General features: G+C 61.9%; 8 protein-coding genes and 1 pseudogene. 3 read left to right on the forward strand and 6 right to left on the reverse strand.

Translation table 11 applies throughout. From position 1 onward, the window contains the following. On the reverse strand, nt 1–1,344 hold the full coding sequence (locus ABB27_RS05410) for an SGNH/GDSL hydrolase family protein (protein ID WP_057627216.1): 1,344 nt from the start codon (nt 1,342–1,344) through the stop codon (nt 1–3). Nucleotides 1,345–1,464: 120 nt separating this feature from the next. Between ABB27_RS05410 and ABB27_RS05415 the strand changes: the two genes are divergently transcribed. Next, the gene (locus tag ABB27_RS05415) at nt 1,465–2,397 is read left to right on the forward strand and encodes a LysR family transcriptional regulator (protein WP_057627217.1); all 933 of its coding nucleotides are present in this window, start codon (nt 1,465–1,467) and stop codon (nt 2,395–2,397) included. A 43-nt stretch (nt 2,398–2,440) separates the two neighbouring features. On the opposite strand, the pseudogene ABB27_RS20470 reads toward ABB27_RS05415, so the two are convergent. The 5 genes and pseudogenes from ABB27_RS20470 to ABB27_RS05435 form a co-directional block, all read right to left on the reverse strand. Beyond that, nucleotides 2,441–2,581 (reverse strand): annotated as a pseudogene (locus ABB27_RS20470) (transposase); the annotation flags it as partial. A gap of 180 nt (nt 2,582–2,761) precedes the next feature. Next, a complete protein-coding gene (locus tag ABB27_RS05420; RefSeq protein WP_057627218.1) occupies nt 2,762–3,079 on the reverse strand; it encodes a hypothetical protein in 318 nt (105 codons plus the stop codon). Next, on the reverse strand, nt 3,076–15,804 hold the full coding sequence (locus ABB27_RS05425; protein WP_057627219.1) for a hemagglutinin repeat-containing protein: 12,729 nt from the start codon (nt 15,802–15,804) through the stop codon (nt 3,076–3,078). Before ABB27_RS05425 ends, ABB27_RS05420 begins: the two co-directional genes overlap by 4 nt. Nucleotides 15,805–15,907: 103 nt before the next feature. Next, a complete protein-coding gene (locus ABB27_RS05430; RefSeq protein WP_244479148.1) occupies nt 15,908–17,641 on the reverse strand; it encodes a ShlB/FhaC/HecB family hemolysin secretion/activation protein in 1,734 nt (577 codons plus the stop codon). 534 nt (nt 17,642–18,175) lie between these two features. Then, nucleotides 18,176–19,183 (reverse strand): LacI family DNA-binding transcriptional regulator, encoded by a 1,008-nt coding sequence (locus tag ABB27_RS05435; protein ID WP_057627220.1) that lies wholly within the window; start codon nt 19,181–19,183, stop codon nt 18,176–18,178. 95 nt (nt 19,184–19,278) lie between these two features. On the opposite strand from ABB27_RS05435, the gene ABB27_RS05440 reads away from it, so the two are divergent. Then, nucleotides 19,279–20,331, forward strand: coding sequence for a sugar phosphate isomerase/epimerase family protein (locus tag ABB27_RS05440; protein ID WP_057627221.1), 1,053 nt, complete (start codon nt 19,279–19,281; stop codon nt 20,329–20,331). 27 nt (nt 20,332–20,358) lie between these two features. Continuing rightward, nucleotides 20,359–21,576, forward strand: a complete 1,218-nt coding sequence (locus tag ABB27_RS05445) for a nucleoside permease (RefSeq protein ID WP_057627222.1) — start codon at nt 20,359–20,361, stop codon at nt 21,574–21,576. Nucleotides 21,577–21,585 lie beyond the last annotated feature (9 nt).

Raw genomic sequence — 21,585 nt, forward strand, 5'->3', positions numbered from 1 at the left:
TCAATCCTCCGAAGTAGTCAGAGTTGCCGGGCGGCTCTGGGAGGCGCGCAGTGCCGGCAGCAGCGCGTCGAGATCGACGGCTTCAGCCATCGCCCGGTTGCCTTCGTCGCCGGGATGCAGGTGATCGCCGGAATCAAAGCGTTGCCCCATGCGGCTCGGTTGCCCGGGATCACGCAGCGCCGCATCGAAGTCGATGACGGCATCGAATGCACCACCGTGGCGTATCCATTCGTTCAGCGCCTGGCGCATGGCGTCCTTGTCGGCGCGGTAGTAGTTGTCCAGCGACGTAGCGGGCAATGCACCCTTGAACGGGGTGAGCGTGGCGCCCACCGCGCGCAGGCCACGGCTATGCGCCTGTTCAACCAATTGCTGGAAGCCCGCCTTCATATCATCCAGCGAAGGAAGCGCCGCCTCGGGCGCGAACGCGGTGCCCGGCCAGGAAATATCATTGATGCCCAGCATCACGATCACGCTTTGCACACCGGGTTGCGCCAGCACGTCGCGGTCAAACCGTGCCAGCGCATTGACGCCCATGCCGTCGGACAGCAGCCGCGCACCGGAAATGCCGGCATTGATGACGGCAACGTCGTGCGGCGCAAGGCGCTCGGCCAGGAAGTCCGGCCAACGGCTATTGCTGTCCAGACTGGCGGTGGCGCCATCGGTGATTGAATCGCCGATCACTGCCACGGCGCGCGCGGGCTGTTCGGTTTCAATCTGGATGGCCGACAGCAGCGGACGGGCCGTGGTACTGCTGCGCCCTGTCGTTCGCAGTACAGGCGCGCCAGTCTGGTCGCCAGCAACCAGCCAGCCCGTCTGGCGGCCGTCCCAATGAAACGTTTGCAAGGGTGCCGCCTGCGGCAGATAGAAACTCACGGCCACCGACGACAGTGCGGCAACCTTCATGGCCACCGGATCACTGACCAGCGATGCACCGGGCAGGATGGTTGCGGTCTCCTGGCCGCCGAACGTAACGGCATGCAGACTGCCAGCGGCTATCGCCCCATTGCTCTGCCCTTCTACCACCCCACTTTCCACAGGCTGCGCAACCGTGGCTTTGCCAATCCTGATCGGCTCGGTGCCGTAGGCGTTGGACAGCACGATCCGCAGGCGTGACCCGCCCAGGCTGATCCGCGCTACCTGGCGCACGGTCTGGTCGTTCAACGTCGCCGGCACATTGCTCGGAAACAGGAAGTCCGCCCTCCACACCGGCTGCGGGCTGGCCTGCCAGGTGGCAACCCAAGCCTGCGCGGCGGTCGCAGGTGCGGCAGCCGCAGCGGCAGCTCCCTGCAACGCCACGGTGAAGGTCAACAGGGCGGCGACCGAAGCCGCGGAAAGTGATTTCATGTCTTTTCCTTTGCGATGAATTCAAAGTCATCTGATGGAAGAATCATGAATTCAAAGACAAATACGGACTAGACTGCCCAGCGGAACATCATTTATGAATTGAACTCATCGAGACGCGATATGGCCCGTCTGGAAGTGAACCGATCCGGCGAAATGGAAGTCTTCGTGCGCGTGATCGAACTCGGCGGCTTCTCCGCTGCCGCCCGCGCCTGCGGCATGACGCCTTCGGCTGTAAGCAAGCTGGTCGCGCGCCTGGAGCAGCGGCTGGGAGCGCGCCTCGTGAACCGCTCCACGCGGCAGCTCCAGCTCACGCCCGAGGGCTGCGCGTTTTACGAACGCGGCGTGCGCATCCTGGCCGACCTCAACGAAGCCGAACGCTGTGCCAACGCCGATGCCACGCCTCGCGGCCGGCTGCGGATCAATGCAAACGTACCTTTCGGACACCACTTCCTGCTGCCGCTGGCGCCCGAGTTCCTGGCAGGTCACCCCGACGTGACCTTGGACATCGTGCTGAGCGATGAAGTCATAGACATCCTTGAACAGCGCACCGACGTAGCCGTACGCGCTGGCCCGTTGAAAAGCTCGAACCTGATGGCACGCAAACTGGGCGCTACGCGCATGGTGATCGTCGGCGCACCCGGCTACCTGGCGCGTCACGGCATGCCAACCACACCCGATGAACTACTGGCCCACAACCGCCTGGGTGCCAACTATGTGCGTGCCCAAGCGGGCTGGCCCCTGCGCCATGACGGCCAAGACAGTATCATGCCGATCAGCGGCAACGCGCAGGCCAGCGATGGTGAGGCGCTGCACCGCCTGGCCGTGGCGGGCCTGGGTTTGGCGCGCCTTGCTGCGTTCCAGGTACGTGATGACATCGCCGCCGGCCGGCTGCTTGCCGTACTCGAACACTGCAACCCCGGCGACCTGGAGGAAGTCCACGCCGTCTACGTCGGCCAGGGCGGCTATCTGCCGCTACGCGTGCGGGCGTTTCTGGATTTTCTGGCGGAGCGCGTTGACATTGGTGCAGACAAGGCGGCGCCTTTAAATCGTTGAACGCAGGGTTTTCCGGCGCCAGCTCGGTGTGCATTCGCTTGAGCTTGGCGTGCTCGGTATTAACGGTAAGGAGCCGCTGCACGTCCGACGCCTCCATACCGCCGTACTTTGACTTCCATACGTAGTAAATCGCATCGGAATTTTCCAAATCACGGCAGATATTATTGACCGGCCTTGCTACCACAGCAGGCTTTAACGTCTTGAGGACCTTGTTTTCGGACGCGTGCTCTTGCGCATCGGCAGCCTCCTCGGATTAGTTTGCCCGGACGCCTCTAGGAATTTCTGGATAACCTTTAAGGGTAGGCGACACCAAGAACTGGCCCCCATTCTTAATGCCGCCTTTAACGAATTAGCATTTACAAAATTAATAATAAAATTTCGTAGCTGCCTTCCCGCCGGCATCCACAGTGAGAAGAAACGATGTCCAATCACCGCCCGTGTGTACTTTCATCAACTCGTGCAACTCGTGCACGAAGTCAGACAACGTATCCTCAGGATCATCCAGACGCCCGCTAATGCGATTCGCCCCCATTATGTAGCAGTAGTTGGAACCAACAGACCAGCCTCCTTCGTAGGTCTCATGATCAAACTCACACTCCATACCAGAGTACCCGGCCCCTGCTGAGGCATGCATCACACCCACAATCTTATTGAGCAATTCAATTTGCCGCTGAATTGTCATTGACCACCCTCATTTCTAAAACGCTTTGTTTTTATCACACCATTAATAGAATAGTCAATTATCAACGAATCAGGACGCGGAGACCCCGTGTCACTCCGTGCAAATGTAACTCGCACCGCCTCCACGCTGCTCCCTTCCTCCAGCGCACTCCTAATCGTGTTCTCAAACTTCTTATAAGCAGAATTGTTGAAGTTTGAATTCTGTGGAAACAGATTATATCTGTCACATGTGCCACCCATAGAGCACGCACGAATGTGCCCACCCACGTCCGTCACTTCCCCTTCTTTCCCGACGGCAGTCTGCCTTGAATCTCGCTTCATTGCCTCCAATGTTGGAGTAAAACTGATTTCGTCGACGAAACCACGGTTATTGGTCAAAAAAGTTGTACCATCGCTAAGCTCATAGCGTGTATTTGGCCTTGGTTGATTGAGCAGATCATATTCTGCGCTACCCGGAATCGACTTACTAACGTCGATCTTCAGGATAGGCATATCTATTCCGCCAACCAACTTTGGCAGAGTCAGAAGCGCGTTGGTCTGCGGAGACTCCGTCATCACCCCAGGCTTGTTGGGCACCCCGAGACTTCCGGTAACCGGCAGCAGACCTGTTTTACCGGCCTGTACCGTCCCACCGATCGCCGCAATGTTCGCGATGGTCTGAGCGATCGCTCGCTTGTTTTCCTCGGAAGCACCTGCAAAGTGCGCAGTAGCATAGCCTGCGCTCGCAAGCACACTCGAAGTCAATGCATCATGCAGCCCGAAAAACTCCCTCCACTGCATTGTCGAAGGAAGCAAATCTTGCGGTTGATTGGGCACTAATCCTGACCATCTCTGGCCAGTTTCATAAATCTTCTCGTTGTCAGTTCTTTCCCGCCATAGAGGGACGATATCGTCCCATATGGTGAAGTGCGCTTCCTTATACGCCTTCCGATCTTCGCTCAAACCAGCGTAAGGAAAACCGTATACGGTATCGGGCGTAATACCCTGCAGGTTGTCGATATCGAAACTACCATTCTGAGCTACGTACCGCTGATAGAAGGTGTAAAGATCTGCTTGCTGAACTTCCGTAAGCGCTTCGCCCGCCAGGACCAGACGCAAAAGCCCAGCACTCATTTGATCAGCGGTGTCCAGCAGGATCAATTCCGTCCACTCCTGACTGCTCATCGCACTTGATCCCTTGGCCTTATTCCTAAGATTCCTTAGCCTTGCCAGATCATCCTTACCCAGGAAGTTGTTCTCAATGGAGTTCGTCGCAATACCCGTTCCCAGCGCTGCACCAACGATGCCAGCTCCGCCCGCCCCTCCGGCCACCGCCCCCACAGCCTGGCCCAATGCCTTGACCTGCTGCTCCTGCTCCAACGTCAGTCGGCCACCATTCTGGCTGGTGAAGTAGTCTCCGAGGTACTTGGCCGCGAGCTCACCACCGCCTGCGGCCAACGCACCGTTAACCGCCGCGCCGCCATTCGCTTCTGCCAACAATGCGCCGAGTAGCGCATGTGACAACACTTGCAATGCAGCATTCGGATCGCTGCCATGGTGCCCATCAAACTTTTCGCCGATGAGATTGGCGGCAAACGGCGCAAGCGCGTTTGCTGCGATCTGCCCGCCACCTTGCCCAGACAAACCACCCACCAGCAGCGTCGTTACAGCCTCGAGCGCACGCGAGCGATCGGTTCCCGGCGCCCACTTGCCGCGCTGATCCAGTGCAGCATCGAACTCGACACCTCGATTTTCCGACAGCTCACGATTCTTCTCAGCAGTACTCAGCCCCTCGAATCGCGCTTTCTCCTCATCGCCCAGCCCAGCAACGTAATCATTCTCCAGATTGCGCATCGCTTGATTAGCGATATCGTTCGCCACCTGCTTACTCGCGGCCATCACCGCACCCATCGCCCCGGCCATGATCTGCTGGTCGGCCAGCAGCTTGTCGGCGTTCGGCAAGGCTTCCAGCGCTCGGTGCGCTGCAGCCGCATCGGTATTGACGCCGAGCTCGGCGGCAGTGGTCTGCTTGCCTCCGATGACGATATTGCCTTCAGTCAGAGTGGCGTATGTGGTGCTGTTGTCGCCACCCTTTTCGTTCATAGGCACGCCGCCGCCGAAGCTTGGCGTAGCCCCTTCCATCACTGGCTTCCAGCCGTCCATGCTGCCTGCGTAACCGCCGCTGATGCTGCCTGAGCTGGTCTTGTGATCCATCTCGTTCTGCAGATCGCGAAAGGTCAGTGTCTGTGCTGTCAGTTCACTCTTGCCAGCATTGGTGCTGGAGATAGCACCGCCAACCAGGTTCACATGCCCGGCCTCAACGTGATATCCGCCCTCGCCTGCAAACAGCCCCGACTGCTGACCAACGCCCTGGTAGTTGCCGTTGGATTTGCCACCGCTTGCATAGCCGTCGGCGCTCCAGGCGGTACCGACCGATGCCTGCACCCGCCCGCCCACCTGACTGTTCTTCGACATGCTCTCGGCCGTGTCCTGCAACGACTCGATGCTCAGCGTGCCGCCGGTCTGCACGTAGATGCGATCAGCCGTGGCTGTTGCGCCACGCAGCGTGGTATCGCCGGCTGCCTTCAACGATATGTTCTGGCCGCTAAGCGTGGTGTTCTGGTAGGTAGTGCTGTCCGAGTTCGACTTGCTGCTGCCCACGCTGGCTTCGGCATAAACATAAAAACCGGTTTGTGCGCCCACTGTAACCCCCACTCCCACCTCGGCACCGGCGTTGCTGCTCTTGCTCTTGTCCTGCAGGTGGGCCTGCCCGGCCTCAAGCAGAATGTCGCGCGCCGAATCCAGGCTGATCGTGTTGCCTGCGCTCAGATTGCCCTGCACCACATGTATGTCGCCGCTGGTGCTGGTCAGGTTGAGGTTGCCACCGGCCTGCAGGGTGGAGCCCTGCGACACCACGCTGCTGCCCTCGGCGCTGCTGCTGGATTTTTTGAAGCCCACACCCGCTTCTGCACTTAGTAGCGAGCCGCTGCCCGCAACACCAGCTGCGTTGGCGATGGCACTGGCCGACTGATAGGCGCTGGCAGCCGCTGCCATGCCCTGCATCTGGGAGAGGCGGCCATCGGACTGGCGTGCGCCGTCAACATTGTTGATCAAGTCGATCAACGGCGACTTCACCCGCGCGAATACACCGATCTTCAGGTCATCGTCGCTCTGCGAGTAGTGCCCAACTTCATCGGCGGTGAGCAGCTCAATTTTGGCAGCGGTGATGTTGATGTCCTTGTCGGCCACCACGTTGCTGGCAATCTGGCTATAGGTGCCGCCAGCACTAAGATTCACATTGCCGCCCAAGCTACCGACATTGCTAGCCACCTGCGAGACCTGCCCGCTTGCGTCTGTGTGCTGTTGTCGATTCCAACCAGAGAACTTCTCCGTATCCGACACCTGCACCGTACCGATGGCTTTGCTGTCAGAGCTGTTGGCGTTGCTCACCGTGTCCTGGCCACTGCGGATGCTCAGATCGCCCGCAGCGTGGATATTGACGTTCTTCTCGGCAACAACGTTGGCCGCAGTCAAGCGGATGTCGCCCCCACTGGTGGCCATGCGCACGCCACCGCCCACCGACAACTGGGTACCGGTGATGGTGTCGCTACTGCCGCTGCCTTCACTGCGCGAATTATTGGTACCGAACGGCAGGCCACTTGTGTTGTTGGCCATGCCCCAACCCTTGCCGCGGCTGCTGCTCTCGGAGCTCTCGGTGTTGTGGGCAACATCGAACACGATGTCCTTGGTTGCCAGCAGCAAGGCGTCGCCTTCGGCGGCCATCTGCGCGCCTTGGCTGTAGATGGAACCGCCCTTGGCTACCAAGGTAAGATCGCCGCCAGCACTTAGCTGGCTTACCCGCGCGTCACTGGTGGAATTGCTCTGGTTGCTGTTGGAACGCTGACTGCCTGCAGTGACAACCACCGGAGTTGTCGCCGCTCGCAAACCGGAAGCTACACCTTCGGCAGTGCGGGTGATCTTGCCCATGGTCGAGCCACTGTCCGCCATTCCGTCCGTGGTGGAGTCACGGGCGCTGCGGTACGCCTTGCCGGGATCGTAGGTGACGCCAACCGAGAACCCGCTGGACTTGCTCGACGCACTGTTCTGCGCATCAACGGTGTCCTGACGGGCAATGAGATTGATGTCCTTGCCCGCCAAGGTCAGGTCCTGGCCTGCGGCGAGATCGGAGGCGGCGATCGTCAACTGGTTTCCAGCGCTGACCGTCAGGTTCCCATTGATGGAGCCCACCGCCGATGCCACCTGCGTCGTGCTCTCGAGCGTGCTTTGTGTGGTGTTGGACGACTTTCCATAACCCACACTGGCAACGCCACCGGACAATCCACCGGTCAGACCAGACTTTTTCTGCTTGAAGTCGTGCGCTTCCTGATGGGTATCCTGCGCCGATTCGATTACCACGTTGTTGCCTGCAAACAGGCCGACGTTGCCGTCACCAATCACCTGCGCGCCTTGCAGGGTGAGATCGTTGCCCGCTGCAACACTGACAGCTTGGCCGGTTATCGTGGTTCCAATCGCATAACTGTCATGCCACTCATCATGCGTAGTGGTGGTCTTGCTCTTGAGGAAGCCCTTCTTCTTGCGCTGCTCGTCAACAGTAAGATCATGCTGCTCCTGCGCGACGGTCAAACTAACGTCACGACCGGCAGACAGGCCAACACCGCCTTCTTCACTCGCCACTGTCGCTGCCTGCAAGGTGATATCGCGCCCTGCCTGCATCGCAATATTGCCGCCGGCAGTGATCTGCGTGCCCCGCACGGTTTCGTCACTGGCTGATACCGCACGCGAGGACTTCTTGCCTGCATAGCCGGTGTCGAAAGTGCTGACATCCACAGCAACGCTGCTGTTGATATCCCGCCCAGCTTGTACAGCCATCGCATTGCCGGCGCTGACGTTTGCGGCGGTCAGGTTGACGTCGTTACCGGCCTGCAATACCACGTTGCCGGCGCCGCTTACGGTGCTGCCAACATGCGTGGTTTGGCTGGTGCGCAGGTAGTTTCGGCTATCGGCGGCGAAATCCAGGCTTTGCTTCTGCGCGATGGTGTCCAGGTTGAGGTTGCCACCGGCTGCCAGCACGGTGACGCCGTTTGTGCCGGCATTTACTACCTGGGCACCGGTCAAGGTGACATCGCCACCGGCATTGACGGTGAGTGCACCGATGCCACTGGGATTGGTGACGTACAGCCCGGCCACGCGATCAATGCTGGTACTGCTTTGCGCGTAGGTGCCACCGCTCTCCCAGCTGCGTGTGGTGCTGGTAACAGTGATGTCGCCGCCCGCCTTGACGCTGAGTGCATCGGTAGCGGTCACCTTGCTGCCGATGATGTCGATGTCCTGCTTGGCCTGCAGCCCTACCTGCTGGCCGCTGATATTGGCGCCAGCAAGATTGCGGATGTTGGCGGCATCGATGGACACCAGCTTGCGCCCAGCCACGTCGCCTTCATTGACGAAGTCACCGCGCAGCTTCAGGTCAACATTGGCGCCGGCCAGCAACGCACCGTTGTCGGCCAGGTCACCTGGCTGCACGCGCAGGTACACCTGCGGCACCAGCGCGGTGGTGGTGGAGCCATCGGCGAGGGTGATGGTCTGCTCAACCAGCCAGACGATGTCGCTGGTCAACTGCGCCATCTGCTCGGCGGTCAGCGCGATGCCCGGGCGCAGGCCCCAACCGCTGGCGACGGTAGCACCGGCTTCCAGCAGGGCGCGGTATTGATCTTCATCACTGGCATAGCCATCGAGGAAACGACGACCGGTGAGTTCGCCAATCTGCTCGCGCACCAGCTTCTGTTCGTAGAAGCCGTCACCCAGACGCTTCTGCGTGGTGGCAGGGTCAAATCCCATCTGCGCGAGCAGGTGGTCAGAGCTCAGCCAGTTGCGGTAATCCGCAAAACGCGGATCGGTTTCCACCAGGTGCTGGCCGCGATTGGCGTCCACCTTGAACAAGCTTCCGGTGGGTGCCTTGCCATCGATGACGGTAGTCACGATGGTATCCGCACCATCACCGTTGGCGCGCACCGCAGTGGTCCCGCCCAGGCCGCTTGTACCCTGTGTATTGACTGTGCCGGCGGTGCCGGTTTGTGCGGCATTCGGGCCGTTTGCATTCGCGTCCGCCGCGGTCTGCCCTTTCACTACGCCAGGCCCTTGCCCCTGGCCAGCGCCCGGCCCCACCGCGCCTGCGCCCGGCCCTTGGGTGTTCAAATTGGCCAGCCCTGCGCCATCCTGCACATTTGGCGCGTCGCGGCCGTTGTTGAGGTTGCTCAGATCACCAACATCAACACTGAGCGTGCCACCCGCGGAAAGTACGCCGCCAAGCTGCCCGACCTTCTCGGAGATATCGGAGTTTGCCCAGGAACTGGAAGCACCCCGGTAGGTGTAGGAGGTGTTGTTGAACGAATGCGTGCGATAGAGCGACAAGCCAATGTTCTGCACGCTGGCGGTATCACGATTGATACCCTCAATGTCGAGGTTTCCACCAGCTGCAATGCGGCCGTACTGATTCAGCAACGCATCGGTATCGATGCGCATATGGCCGCCCGCATTGATGATCGCATCGGCCCCGGCTGAACTCACCACATCCTCAACAATGCTGTGGGTGGCAATGCGGTACTGCTCGTTTCCAGAGGTATTGTTTGGATCACGCTGCATGAAGAGGAGCATCTGATCCGGATCGGTGTACTGATACATCGCGGTCAACTGCACACAATTGGTCGTGCAGGTTCCGTAGTCAGTGGAATAGTTGAGATTGTCCTCCTCGTAACGGAATGTAGGCACGCCGGGCTCAGAGGGAATGAGCTCGCGGAACGGATCATCCGCGCCCGTCGTCACCTGATCCGGATTGGCCTTCCCATCGCGCCGTGCAATGTAGTAAATCGTCACCGTGCCATCTTGCATGACCAACCGCGAGCGCCCGCCACGGGCACCGTACAAGCCTCCCCGACCAAACAGGTAGGCGCTTGTCTGTGCGGTCATGCGTACCACCGCCCGCCGGATGACATAGCCGTCGGGCGTTATGTAAGGGGTATCCTCCAGAATGTCGTCCGCGTTCAGGTAGTACACCTCATACGCAGTGTAGTTGCTGGTGGTCTTGTAATCGGAGTTGCCGTTACTGCCGTTCTTGAACCAGCTTGGCTGATCCAGGCGCACAGGTGCGTCAACCGTCGTCACCTGCTCCACGATGACGTTCTGGCGGATGTTGTTGACCGCCAGCGCGTTGATATCCAGGTTACCGCCCACCTCGATGATGGAACTGATGTTGTCCACCTGTTGCGCGGTACCCGTCGCCAGCCGATTGACATCCAGCACCTGGCCAATGGCAGCATCACCGCCGCTGTATATCAGGCTTTTATCGCTGTTGATCAAATGATTGGCGCCAAGATCGAGCCGGTCACGCGCAGCGATGGTTGCCGATGTCGCCACACCCGCCAGGGTCTCGGCACGGTTGAGCAGGTCCTTGGCCTGGATGGCAACATGGTCGCCGTAGATTCGGCCGCTGCCGGTGTTCTCCAGCGTATCCACCACGATATGCGTGGTTCCACCATCAATCAGGCCACGATTGACCACCTTGCCATCGGCTGACAGCTGGGTCAGCCCAAGGCTGCTGATCTCACCTTCGGCGGCATTGCTGATGTTGTCTGCGCGCACCGCCACGGCGCCGCCCTGGATCTTGCCATGGTTGTTCACATCGCCGGCAGTGGTGAGGCTGAGCGCGCCATTTGCCACCAGTTCCCCGGTATTGGTGAAGCTCTCACCCAGCACAAGGGTGGCGTCGCCCTGTGCCAATACCTTGCCATCACCACTGAGATTGCGAGCGGTCAAAGCTTGATTGCCGCCCGATACCAACGTGCCTGCGGTATTGAGCACGGTATCTGCACTGATATCCAGGCGGTTGCCGGTAGATACCTGGCCGCCAGCGTTGTTCAGGGCCGCCGTGAGTTTCAGCGTTGCGTTGCCATCAGCAATCACCTGGCCCTGCCGGTTGTCCAGCGATTGCGCAGTGAGCTGCATCGTGCCCGCCTGCAGGCCCAGGGCCTGGTCCGCCCCAGCGGTATTGCGGTTATCAACGGAGCCGGCGTTGAGGACCAGTGTGCCGTTGGCTGCAACCAGGCCGGCCCGGTTGTCCAGCACCTTCTGCACATTGAGAGTGGCATTGTTGCCCGCCTTGGCCACACCGCCGGCGTTTGCCAGCGATTGCGTGCGCAGCAGCAGGTCCGCGGCACTTACCAGGGAGCCGCCCTGGCTGTTGTCGATACTGCTTGCATCCAGCTGCGCATTGGTTTGCGCGAACACGACGCCGTTGCGGTTGTCCAAGGCGCCGCTACGGATATCCAAAGTGCCGGCGCTGACGATGCCAGCCGTGCCGGAGTTGAGGTTGAACAAGGCCTTGCCTGCCGTATCCACAACCAGCGGACCGGCGGATTGAATCAGGCCGGCATTGTTCTGCAGCACGCCGCTGTTGATGGTGAGCGCGTCTTCCAGGCTGGCTATCGTGCCGCCGTTGTTGTCGAGCAGTTGGCCACGGGTGTCGATAACAGCCTTGCCGCCGAGTACCGTACCGCCCGCATTGCTGAGGCCACTGCTGGTCAGCTGCAAGTCCGTATCCGCCTGAACAATGCCGCCAGTGTTGTCGATCCCCGTCTGTACGATGAGCGCCAGCGCTTGGCCTGCGGCTACGGTGCCTTGATTGTTGTTCAATCCGCCAGCTGCCACCACCGCATCGCCGCCGCTGGATACCATTCCTTGTTCGCGGTTATCCAGCAGGCCATCAACTGTCAGTTCGAGCGCGGAGGTACCTGCCACATGCAGGCTGCCGCCACGGTTATCCAGACTTGCCGCATGCACATTGGCGTCCCCTGCCGTCACCACGATCCCGCCGCGGTTCTCCATTGCGCCGGCAATGGCAATAGTGCTCGCCGCCGTGCCCGCAGCCTGCAAGGTGCCTTGGTTGTTCAGGAACTGTGCCGCGCGCAGATCAACCGCACCATTGCTGCCAATGCTGCCGCCGCTGTTGTCCAGCCGGTTGCGAACCTGCAGCAGCAGCGCATTGGTACCGGTAGAGACCAACTGCCCACCCGCCGTGGTCAGATCACCGGTCTGCACATTGATACGCTGCGCCGAAGTGGTGCCAGCGCGCAGGTCCGTCACCTGCCCGCTGATGCTCAGACTGCCGTTGCTGAGCAGGCTGCCGGCCTGGCCTGTGAGCGTACCGGCGGTAATCGCCAGCGTACCAGTGCCGGCGTGCTGCACGGTACCTGCCGCATTGCCGAAACTTGCAGCACGAATCGTCAAATCACTATTGCTGGCAAGTGTGCCGCCATCGCCATTGTCCAGTGCGCCCTGCACATCCAGCGTATTGGCCTGGTCGCCGGTCATGACCACCGTGCCACCGCGGTTGTCGAAATCCGCTGCGTTCAGTGTGAGCTGATTGGCGTTCAGCGTTGCGCCGCGATGGTCCACCACACCGGCGGTAAGCGTGAGGGCGCCGGCGGTGGCCATGGTTCCCTGCTGGCCGTCCAGCGTACCGGTGCTCAGCTGCAGACCTTCGGCACCTGCATGGCTGATGACACCCTTCGCGTTCACCAGGCTGCCTGCACTCAGGCCCAGGATATCGGCATTGCTGGAAATGCTGCCAGAGGTGTTGTCGAGTTGGCCTGACACATCAATATTGCTTGCCGATGTACCCGCTGAACTCAGCTTTCCCTCGCGATTGGACAGTGCCCCTGCGCTGAGCTGCAGGCCGCCGTTGGCCGCAATAGCGCCGCCATCGTTGTTCAAGCCATCGCGCACCTGCAGCTGCAATGTGTCACTACCGGTGGATATCAGACTGCCAGCGGCAGTGGTGAGTGTGTTGGCCTTGAGCTTGAGCTTCCGCGCTTGCGTGGTGGCGCCCTGCAGATCGACCGCATCACCTTCCAACGTCAAGCTGCCATTGCCGACAATGCTGCCATCAGCGCCCAATAGCTCGGCAACAGCAACCCGCAATTCGCCTTCACCAGCGTGCTCGATCGAGCCGCTGCGGTTATCCAGGCGGGCAGCCTCCAAGCTCATATCACCACCGGCTGCCAGCCGCCCGCCAACACTGTTGTCCAACAGCGTATCCACCTTCACCCGCAGCTCGGCACCTTCGGCCACCACCACCGAACCGCCCGCGTTCCCCAGCCGGCCCGCGTCGATCTGCAATGCGCCATTGCTGGATACCGCCCCGCCCTGGTTCTCCAGCGATTGCGCGATACGGATGCTTGATGCGGCATTGCCGGCCGCTATCAGCTTGCCCTGGTTGTTGATGAAACTGGCCGCGTTCAACGCAACCGCGCCGTTGCTGCCGATGGTGCCGCCGGTATTGTCCAGGCGGTTCTGCACCTGCAGATGCAGGGCATCCGTGCTGGTAGCTGCCAACTGGCCGCCGGCGGTGATCAGCTCTCCGGTCTTGATGGCGATGCGCTGCGCGGAAGTGTTGCCATCGCGCAGATCCGTGGTTTGCCCGGTGATGTTGAGACTGCCGTTGCTGATCACGCTACCGCCATGACCACTGAGCTGGGCAGCGTTGATTGCCAACGTACCCTCGCCTGCATGCTGCACGGTGCCGGTGGCATTACCCAGCTCGGCAGCAGTGATGGTCAAGTCACCATTGCTCGCCAAGGTACCTTCACTATTGTCCAACGTCGTCTGGACGCGCAGGACATTGGCCTGTGAGCCGGTGCTGACCACCGTGCCAGCCCGGTTATCAAATGCAGCAGCGTCCAGCGCAATCTGCGTGGCGCTGAGCGTGGCATTGCGGTGATCAACCACACCAGCATGGAGGGCGATCGCGCCACTGCTGACAATACTGCCCCCCTGGCCCGCCACATTGCCCGTGGTCAACCAAAGGCCCTGGGTGCCTGCGTGACTGATCGTTCCCTTTTCGTTGACCAACGAAGCTGTGTTCAAGCGCAAGGTACTGGCGTTGCTGGCCAGTGTGCCGCCGCTATTGTCCAACGCACCGGCAATCGTCCATGTGCTTGGATCAACGCCGCCATGCGCGATGCTGCCGTCGCGATTCATCAATGCGTCGGCGGAGAGTTTAAAACTGCCGGCAACGTTCAACTGCCCTTGGCTGTTGTCGACGATGGCAGCACGCAGGCCAGCATCGCGCGCCGCCAGTTTGCCGGCGACATTACGCAGATCGCCGCCCTCTAGCTGCAGCGTTGCCACCCCCAGCTTGCCGCCACTATTGTCCAGGCCTTTGCGCGCGAGGATGTCCACAGTGCCCAGCGCGTCGATCCGGCCGCCATCATTGTTCAACGTGTTGCCGATGTTGAGCGCGCCGGCCGCCAGCGCCGTGGCAGGCGGAGTGACCGTGCCGCCCGTACCACCGCCGCCTTCGCCTGGAGCTGGGCCACCACCGCCCACAGTGCCGCCGCCATTGCCACCTTCGGAACCACCACCCGTGCCGCCGCCGGTACCGCCACCAGAGGTAGCGGCCTCCACCACGCCGATGCGGCCATCATTGCGATTACTGAGGGTTCCCGCCGATAGATTGAGCTGCTGTGCGCCAACCTGTTCGATGGCGCCGCCTTGATTGCGCAGAGCGTCCGCATTGACCTCGATGCGACGCGCATTGAGGGTGCCGCCACTATTGTCCAGGTCCGCAGCGGTATTGATGATGGCTTCGCGCGCAGCACTCACGGTGCCACTGTTGGCAACGCCGCCGGTGGCGGAGAGCTTCGCATCCTGTTGTGACTGCAGTGAGCCACTGTTCTCCAGCCTGCCCTCGGCAGTGACCACAAGCTCACCAGCCTGCGCGCCGATCTTGCCGGCATTGCGCATGCCAACGCCGTGCTCGTTGCCGACCAGCCAGATCTTGTTGGCGTACATGCCACCCAGTGCGCCCACGTCCAGTGCGAATACCGGGGCGCTGCCGTTGCTGGCCTGTGCGCTCACCTGGTTGTGATCGGCGCTGACCACGTTGTTGCCCAGGCTTGCCTGCAACTGCTGTGCCCAGATGCCTGCGTTCACTTCCAGCGAGCGGCTGATGATGTCGGTGTAGTCGCTGTCGCTCGCATCCAGGCCCGCGCCGCTGATCCGTACTGCGCCGCCATCGACGCGATAACCGTCCAGAACGCCCGCATTGACGATGGCCGTGCCGGTGGTCAGGGTGACGCGGCTGGCATTGAGGAAGCCGCCGCCATCGACCGAAATACCGGCAGGGTTGGCGATCACCACCTGGGCGCGGTCACCGGCCACTTCCACATAGCCACGCAACTGGCTGGGGTTGGCACTGTTGACCTCATTGAGGATGACCCGCGCGGTGCCCTTGGCCAGCCACGGATTGCCCTGCACCCAGCCGCCAAGCTGGGTCTGCACGTTGCCGCGCGAATTGTTGAGGATGGCGCCGTCGCTGCCCACATCGAACTGGCTATAGGTATTGCGCGACACACCGGCCGCACTGGGCGTGGTGATATTGACCTGCGGCGTGCCATTGGCCGAGTTCACCACCGTCGGCCGCTGCCGCTCCGGCGCGCTGGGGTCGGCAATGATGCGGCCGGCGTGAGCGGTGGGTGCCTGCTGTGCCGTCACCGGCTGTACCAGCCCTACCCAGCCCATCAACAACCACAGGCCAAAGCTCATCGGATGCAATGCCGCCGTGGACAGGCCGGTGCCGCTGTTGCAGCCGCCCTTCGCTGCCTTCACCAGTTCCGACGCTACCTGCCACACACCCAGGGTACGGTTATAGACCAGACGGTAAACACGATTCATGGCATTGCTTCCTTTCTATCCTTGGATTTTCGATCCACCGCCTTCGCCGTACGGATGAAGGCGGCAGGTTCCATATGTAGGCAGCCGGCTCGGCCGCCGGGTATCAGAACGAGACGCTCAGGCTGAAGCCGAACGTCGTGTATGCGGTTGGAAAACCCGCCGGCTTGTGCAGCGGGCTGCCGACAAAGACGTCCCATTGCGCGTGGGCAACACCACCGCGCAGGCCGATGGCCGCGCCCGCCAGGTAGTCGCCCATCTGCCAGCGCGTGGCCGGGCCACCGACATGGCCGTAGTCCGCGCCCAGATAGGCCTCCTGCCCACCGCCGAGCGCGAAGCCCAGCTCGTTGCGCAGCACCCAGCCGCGCTCGCCGCTCAGTGACATTTCGCCGTCAAAACCGCGCACGGTGTAGCGGCCGCCGATGGAGAAGCGGTCCTGCGGCACCAGCAGGGAACGGTTCCACTGCGCACGCCAACTGCCGGTGTAACGCACGGGCTGCTTGCCGAGCTTGAAAGGCAGCATCAGCTGCGCATCGGCGGTGATGATGCGGCCACGCGCGGTGCCTTCGCCGAAGGCTTCCTCCGGTGCAGGCAAGGCGCCGAATGCCGCGGTACCGCGCCGATAGGCGAGCCCGGCATCCAGCGTGTTGTTGCCGAAGAAGTGCTTGTGCGCCAGCCCCAGCTCCCAGCCCGCCATGCGTCGGCGCTGTACTTCGATCTCGGTGTCGTCGATGAAGTTGTTCGAGTCGCGGTACCAGGCCCGTGCATAGCCGCTGGTCTTGAAGCTGGCGTTGCGGAACAGCATGCGGGTCAGGCGCACTTCCGCGTTGCGGCTGGCGCCGCTGTATACATAGGTTTCGTAGGCACCGGCAACCGATTGGCTGTAGTCGTACTTGCTGGCGTTGACGCCAAGCAGCCACTTGCCGACCGGCACGCTGTAGTGCGCGGCCCAGCTGTCGGTGTCGCGGCCACTGCCGTTGAACACTGACTTGCCGGCGTTGAGATAGAACAGATCATTCAGGCCGGCCAGGTTGTCCAGCGACACCGTGGCGCCGGCCTGCAGTTTGCCGGTGGACTGGCTGCCGGAATCGTCCAGGGTCAGGTTTGCGCGGACCTTGGAGCGCTGCTTCCAGCTGATCAGCAGATCGCTTTCACCCGGCTTGGCATCGGCCCCTTCGGCCGGTGGCGCAATCTGGATGTCCACGGACGCGGTTGGCACGCGCTGGAAGTTCTCCAGGGCCTGTTCGATATCGCGCAGGTTCAAGAGGTCGCCCGCTGCCGCCGGCATCGCATTCCACAATGCAGGATGCGACTGCGCGCTGTCGGCAAAGCGAATCGCATGGATGCGGCCCGGCACCACGGTCAGCTGCAAGGTCCCGCTTTTCAGATCCTGCGGCGCGGCGAGGATACGGGTGGTGACATAGCCGCGGGCGATGATCGCGTTCTGCACGCGCTTCATCACGATATCGACGCCGGCTGTACCCAGGCAGCGCCCGGTAGCGGGATCGTCCTTGGGATCGGCGGCCTTCAAGGCCCAGCGGAAGCGCTCAGCCTCTTCGCCATCCAGAGTGATGTGGTTGATGACGAAACACGGCGCTTCATCAACGGGCAAACGCCCCACATTTTCTTCCGGGGTGGCCTGCAGACGCGCATCGGGCTGTGCTTCCTGCTGCTCACGCAAGACGCGCTCGCGCTCTTGTTGCCGCAGCAACTCCTGTGCGTTTACGTCTGCTGTCTGCGCCTGTGCGGCGCCGTTTCCGAGCACGGCCGCACATGCAACCACCAACACCCGCGCACGCGTCATCAACGCGCCACGCACCCGCATTCCTTTGCCTTGCATATGAAACAACCGTCCTTGAGCAATTGCAGCCATCGGCCGCGCGGAATGATTGGGGCCTGCGCACCATTCCGAAAAACATCGGCTACACAACCAGAACCGGAAACCTCCCGTCCGCCCTGATTGCGCCCGCCCCCTGTAAGCACAAATCTGCTGGCGATTTTAGCAAACCTGCAGATTCGATTCCTTCACAAACAACGAAATGTATTTTTCGGACTAGGCCCAATTGACATGTGGTCATAGCCGTCGGTCACCACCGACATCTTGTTCGGACATTGCACAAACAAAAGGGCCATGCACTGCGTGGCCTTCGGGACCACACACATCAAGCGGCGATCACAACGGTTGTGCCCTTGTAGTAAAGGTCCGAGCGCGTGGCCCGCGATGTTCGAATGGCCTGCCGCCGGGAGCGAGGTGAATCGCCGATGGCTGGGATACCAATCCAGTCCGGGAGATCAGTCCAAAAAGACAGGCTAATCCGAGCCGCGTCCTGGGTTGGGAACCACCCCAAGGCAGCACCCTGCCCCGCCCTGGCCCTCATTCCTTCTTTGGCGCGCCTGTGGAGCCTCGCAACATCAAGCTGAAATCCAGCGTCTGCTGAAGCGGCACATCAACGTGTTCGATGATGGCGAGCAGCAGGTTGACCGCGCGCTCGCCGATCTCCCGCATGGGCTGCCGAATGGTGGTCAACGGAGGCGTGAGGTAACGGGATGACGCCAGGTCATCGAAGCCGACAACGGACAGGTCATCCGGCACGCGGATGCCCAGATCCCGGCACGCCGCCAGGGTGCCCAGTGCCATCTGGTCGCTGAAGCAGAAGATCGCGGTCGGCGCAGGCGCGAGAACCAACAGCGCCAGCGCGGCCGCATGCCCGGATTCCACCGAGAAGTCGCCGGGCACGATGCTGAGCTGGCGCAGCCGGCCACGCGCTTTGCCAGCGGCCCGAACCCCCTCCAGCCGTTGCTGGTGCAAGGGGTTGTCGGCTGGCCCGCCAACCACCGCGATCCGCTCGTGCCCCAGTCCATACAGGTGCTCCATCACTGCCCGCGCGGCGGCCGCGTTGTCGATGTGGACGCTGGGAATGCCGAGTGCCGGGTCGAACTCGCAGCCATTGACCACCGGTGCCGCATCGCCCAGCTGCTGGACGATGTCGCGCGCCGTCGGCGGCAGGCGATGCCCCAACACGATCAGACCATCGGCCTCGTTGCGCCTGAGCATCTGCGCATAACGCTCTTCGCGGTCCGGTTGATGCTGGGTATCGCCCAGCAGCACGGCGTAGCCGACCGCCTGCGCAGCGTCCTCCGCACCCTGCAGGATCTGCGCGAAGAACGGATTGGCGATGTCCGGGACGGTGACCAGGATCTTGCCGCTGCGCTGGGTCTTGAGCGTCCTGGCAACCGTGTTGGGGATGTAGCCCAACGCGGCGGCGGCCTGCTCGATGCGCGTGCGCGTGGCCGGCAGGACTTTGTCCGGCCGCGAAAGCGCCCGCGACACCGTTCCGGCGGAGACGCCAACGCGCTTTGCGATGTCATAGATGGTTGCCATGGCGTTACGTTCTTCTTGACGCTGTGCAGCGCACAACGGGTCTGCGAGGAGCCCATGCTAGGGTAATGCAATCGATTGCATCGAGGCCAATCAGCTTGAAGACGCTCAAGGGTCCAGCACTGTTCCTGGCGCAGTTCATCGGCGACACACCTCCCTTTGATCGGCTCGACACGCTGGCCGGATGGGCTGCGGGCCTAGGCTATTCTGGCCTACAAGTACCCACCAGCGCTCCCCAACTGTTTGATCTGGCCGAGGCCGCACGCAGCCAGGCGTACTGCGACGACGTCGCCGGCATGCTGGCCGGGCATGGTCTGCAGATCACCGAACTGTCCACCCACCTGCAGGGGCAACTGGTCGCCGTCCATCCCGCCTATGACAGCCTGTTCGACGGCTTCGCGCCGCCGGACAAGCGCAGCGATCCGGCCGCCCGCCAGGCCTGGGCGGTAGAACAACTGCTGCTGGCTGCCAAGGCCAGCCAGCGGCTGGGGCTGACCGCGCATGCCACGTTCTCCGGCGCGCTGGCCTGGCCTTATTTCTATCCCTGGCCGCAACGCCCGCCCGGGCTGGTGGACGAAGCCTTCGCCGAACTCGGCCGCCGCTGGCGCCCCATTCTGGATGCCTTCGATGCCTGCGGCGTGGACCTGTGTTTCGAGATCCACCCGGGCGAGGACCTGCACGACGGCGCGACTTTCGAACGCTTCCTCGAGGTGGTGGACCAGCATCCCCGCGCGAAAATCCTGTACGACCCCAGCCACCTGCTGCTGCAGCAGATGGACTACCTGGGCTTCATCGACCGCTATCACCAACGCATCGGCATCTTCCACGTCAAGGACGCGGAGTATCACGCCAGCGCACGCAGTGGCGTGTATGGCGGTTACCAGGACTGGATCGATCGGCCGGGGCGGTTCCGTTCGCTCGGCGACGGCCAGATCGACTTCAAGGCGATCTTCTCGAAATTCGCCCAATACGACTTCCCAGGCTGGGCGGTGCTGGAGTGGGAGTGCTGCCTGAAGCACCCGGAAGACGGCGCGCGTGAGGGCGCCAGCTTCATCCGCGACCACATCATCCGCGTAACCGAGCGCGCCTTCGACGATTTTGCCGACAGCGGCACCGATCCTGGATCACTGCACCGCATGCTGGGTATCTGAGCCATCAACCGCCCAGGAGGGCAAGCCATGACGCACACCATGTCGCGCTTGGGCGCGATGATGTTTCTGCAGTTCTTCATCTGGGGAGCGTGGTTTGTGACCCTGGGGACGTACCTTGTGCAGGGCCCGCTTCAGGCCAGTGCGAGCCAGGTGGCAACCGCCTTCCTCAGCCAATCGATCGGTGCCATCGTCGCGCCCTTCCTGGTCGGCCTGATCGCGGATCGCTACTTCGCCGCGCAACGCATCTTGGCGGTACTGCACCTGATCGGCGCTGTGCTCATGTGGCTTGCGTCCACCGCAGCCAGCTTCAGCACGTTCTCCGCCTGTGTGATGGGTTACATGCTGTTGTTCATGCCGACGCTGGCACTGGCCAACAGCGTGGCGATGCGGCACATGCAGTCGCCTGAGAAACAATTCCCGCTGGTGCGGGTGGCCGGCAGCGTCGGCTGGATCGTGGCAGGCGTGCTGATCGGCTGGCTGGGTTGGGAGCAGGCACACCGGCTGGAGCTGACATTCCGGATGGCGGCGATGGCATCGCTGGTGCTGGGCCTGTATGCATTCACCCTGCCGCACACGCCGCCGCTGGCGCAACAGCGCGACGCCGGGCTCGGGCAGATCCTCGGGCTGGATTCGCTGCGGCTGCTGAAGTCACGCTCCTATCTGGTGTTCTTCCTCGCTTCCATCGCCATCTGCATTCCGCTGGCGTTCTACTACAACTTCACCAACCCGTATCTCAACGATCTGGGCGTGCGCGGCGCAGCAGGTCTGCAGTCGCTGGGCCAGGTCTCCGAAGTCCTGTTGATGCTGGCCATGCCGTTCCTGTTCGCGCGCCTTGGGGTGAAGACCATGCTGGCGGTGGGCATGGCGGCATGGGTGGTGCGCTACACCCTGTTCGCCTTTGGCGATGCGGGCGGCGGCTTCTCGCTGCTGCTGATCGGCATCGTGCTGCACGGCATCTGTTACGACTTCTTCTTCGTCACCGGCCAGATCTACACCGATGCCCATGCCGGCCCCACCGCGCGCAGCAGCGCACAGGGCTTCATCACTCTGGCCACGTATGGCGTGGGCATGTTGATCGGCACCTTCCTGTCCGGCGCGGTAGTGGAACACTTCACCACCGCTGCAGGGCCGGACTGGCAGCAGATCTGGTTGTTCCCGGCTGGCGTGGCGCTGGTGGTGCTGATCGCCTTCCTGTTGCTGTTCCGCGACCGCCCGCTGGTCGCGGCTGCGCCTTCCACGCCCTGAGGAGCCCCA

It is taken from the genome of Stenotrophomonas terrae (genome assembly GCF_001431465.1).
GTDB classification, from domain to species: Bacteria; Pseudomonadota; Gammaproteobacteria; order Xanthomonadales; family Xanthomonadaceae; genus Stenotrophomonas; species Stenotrophomonas terrae.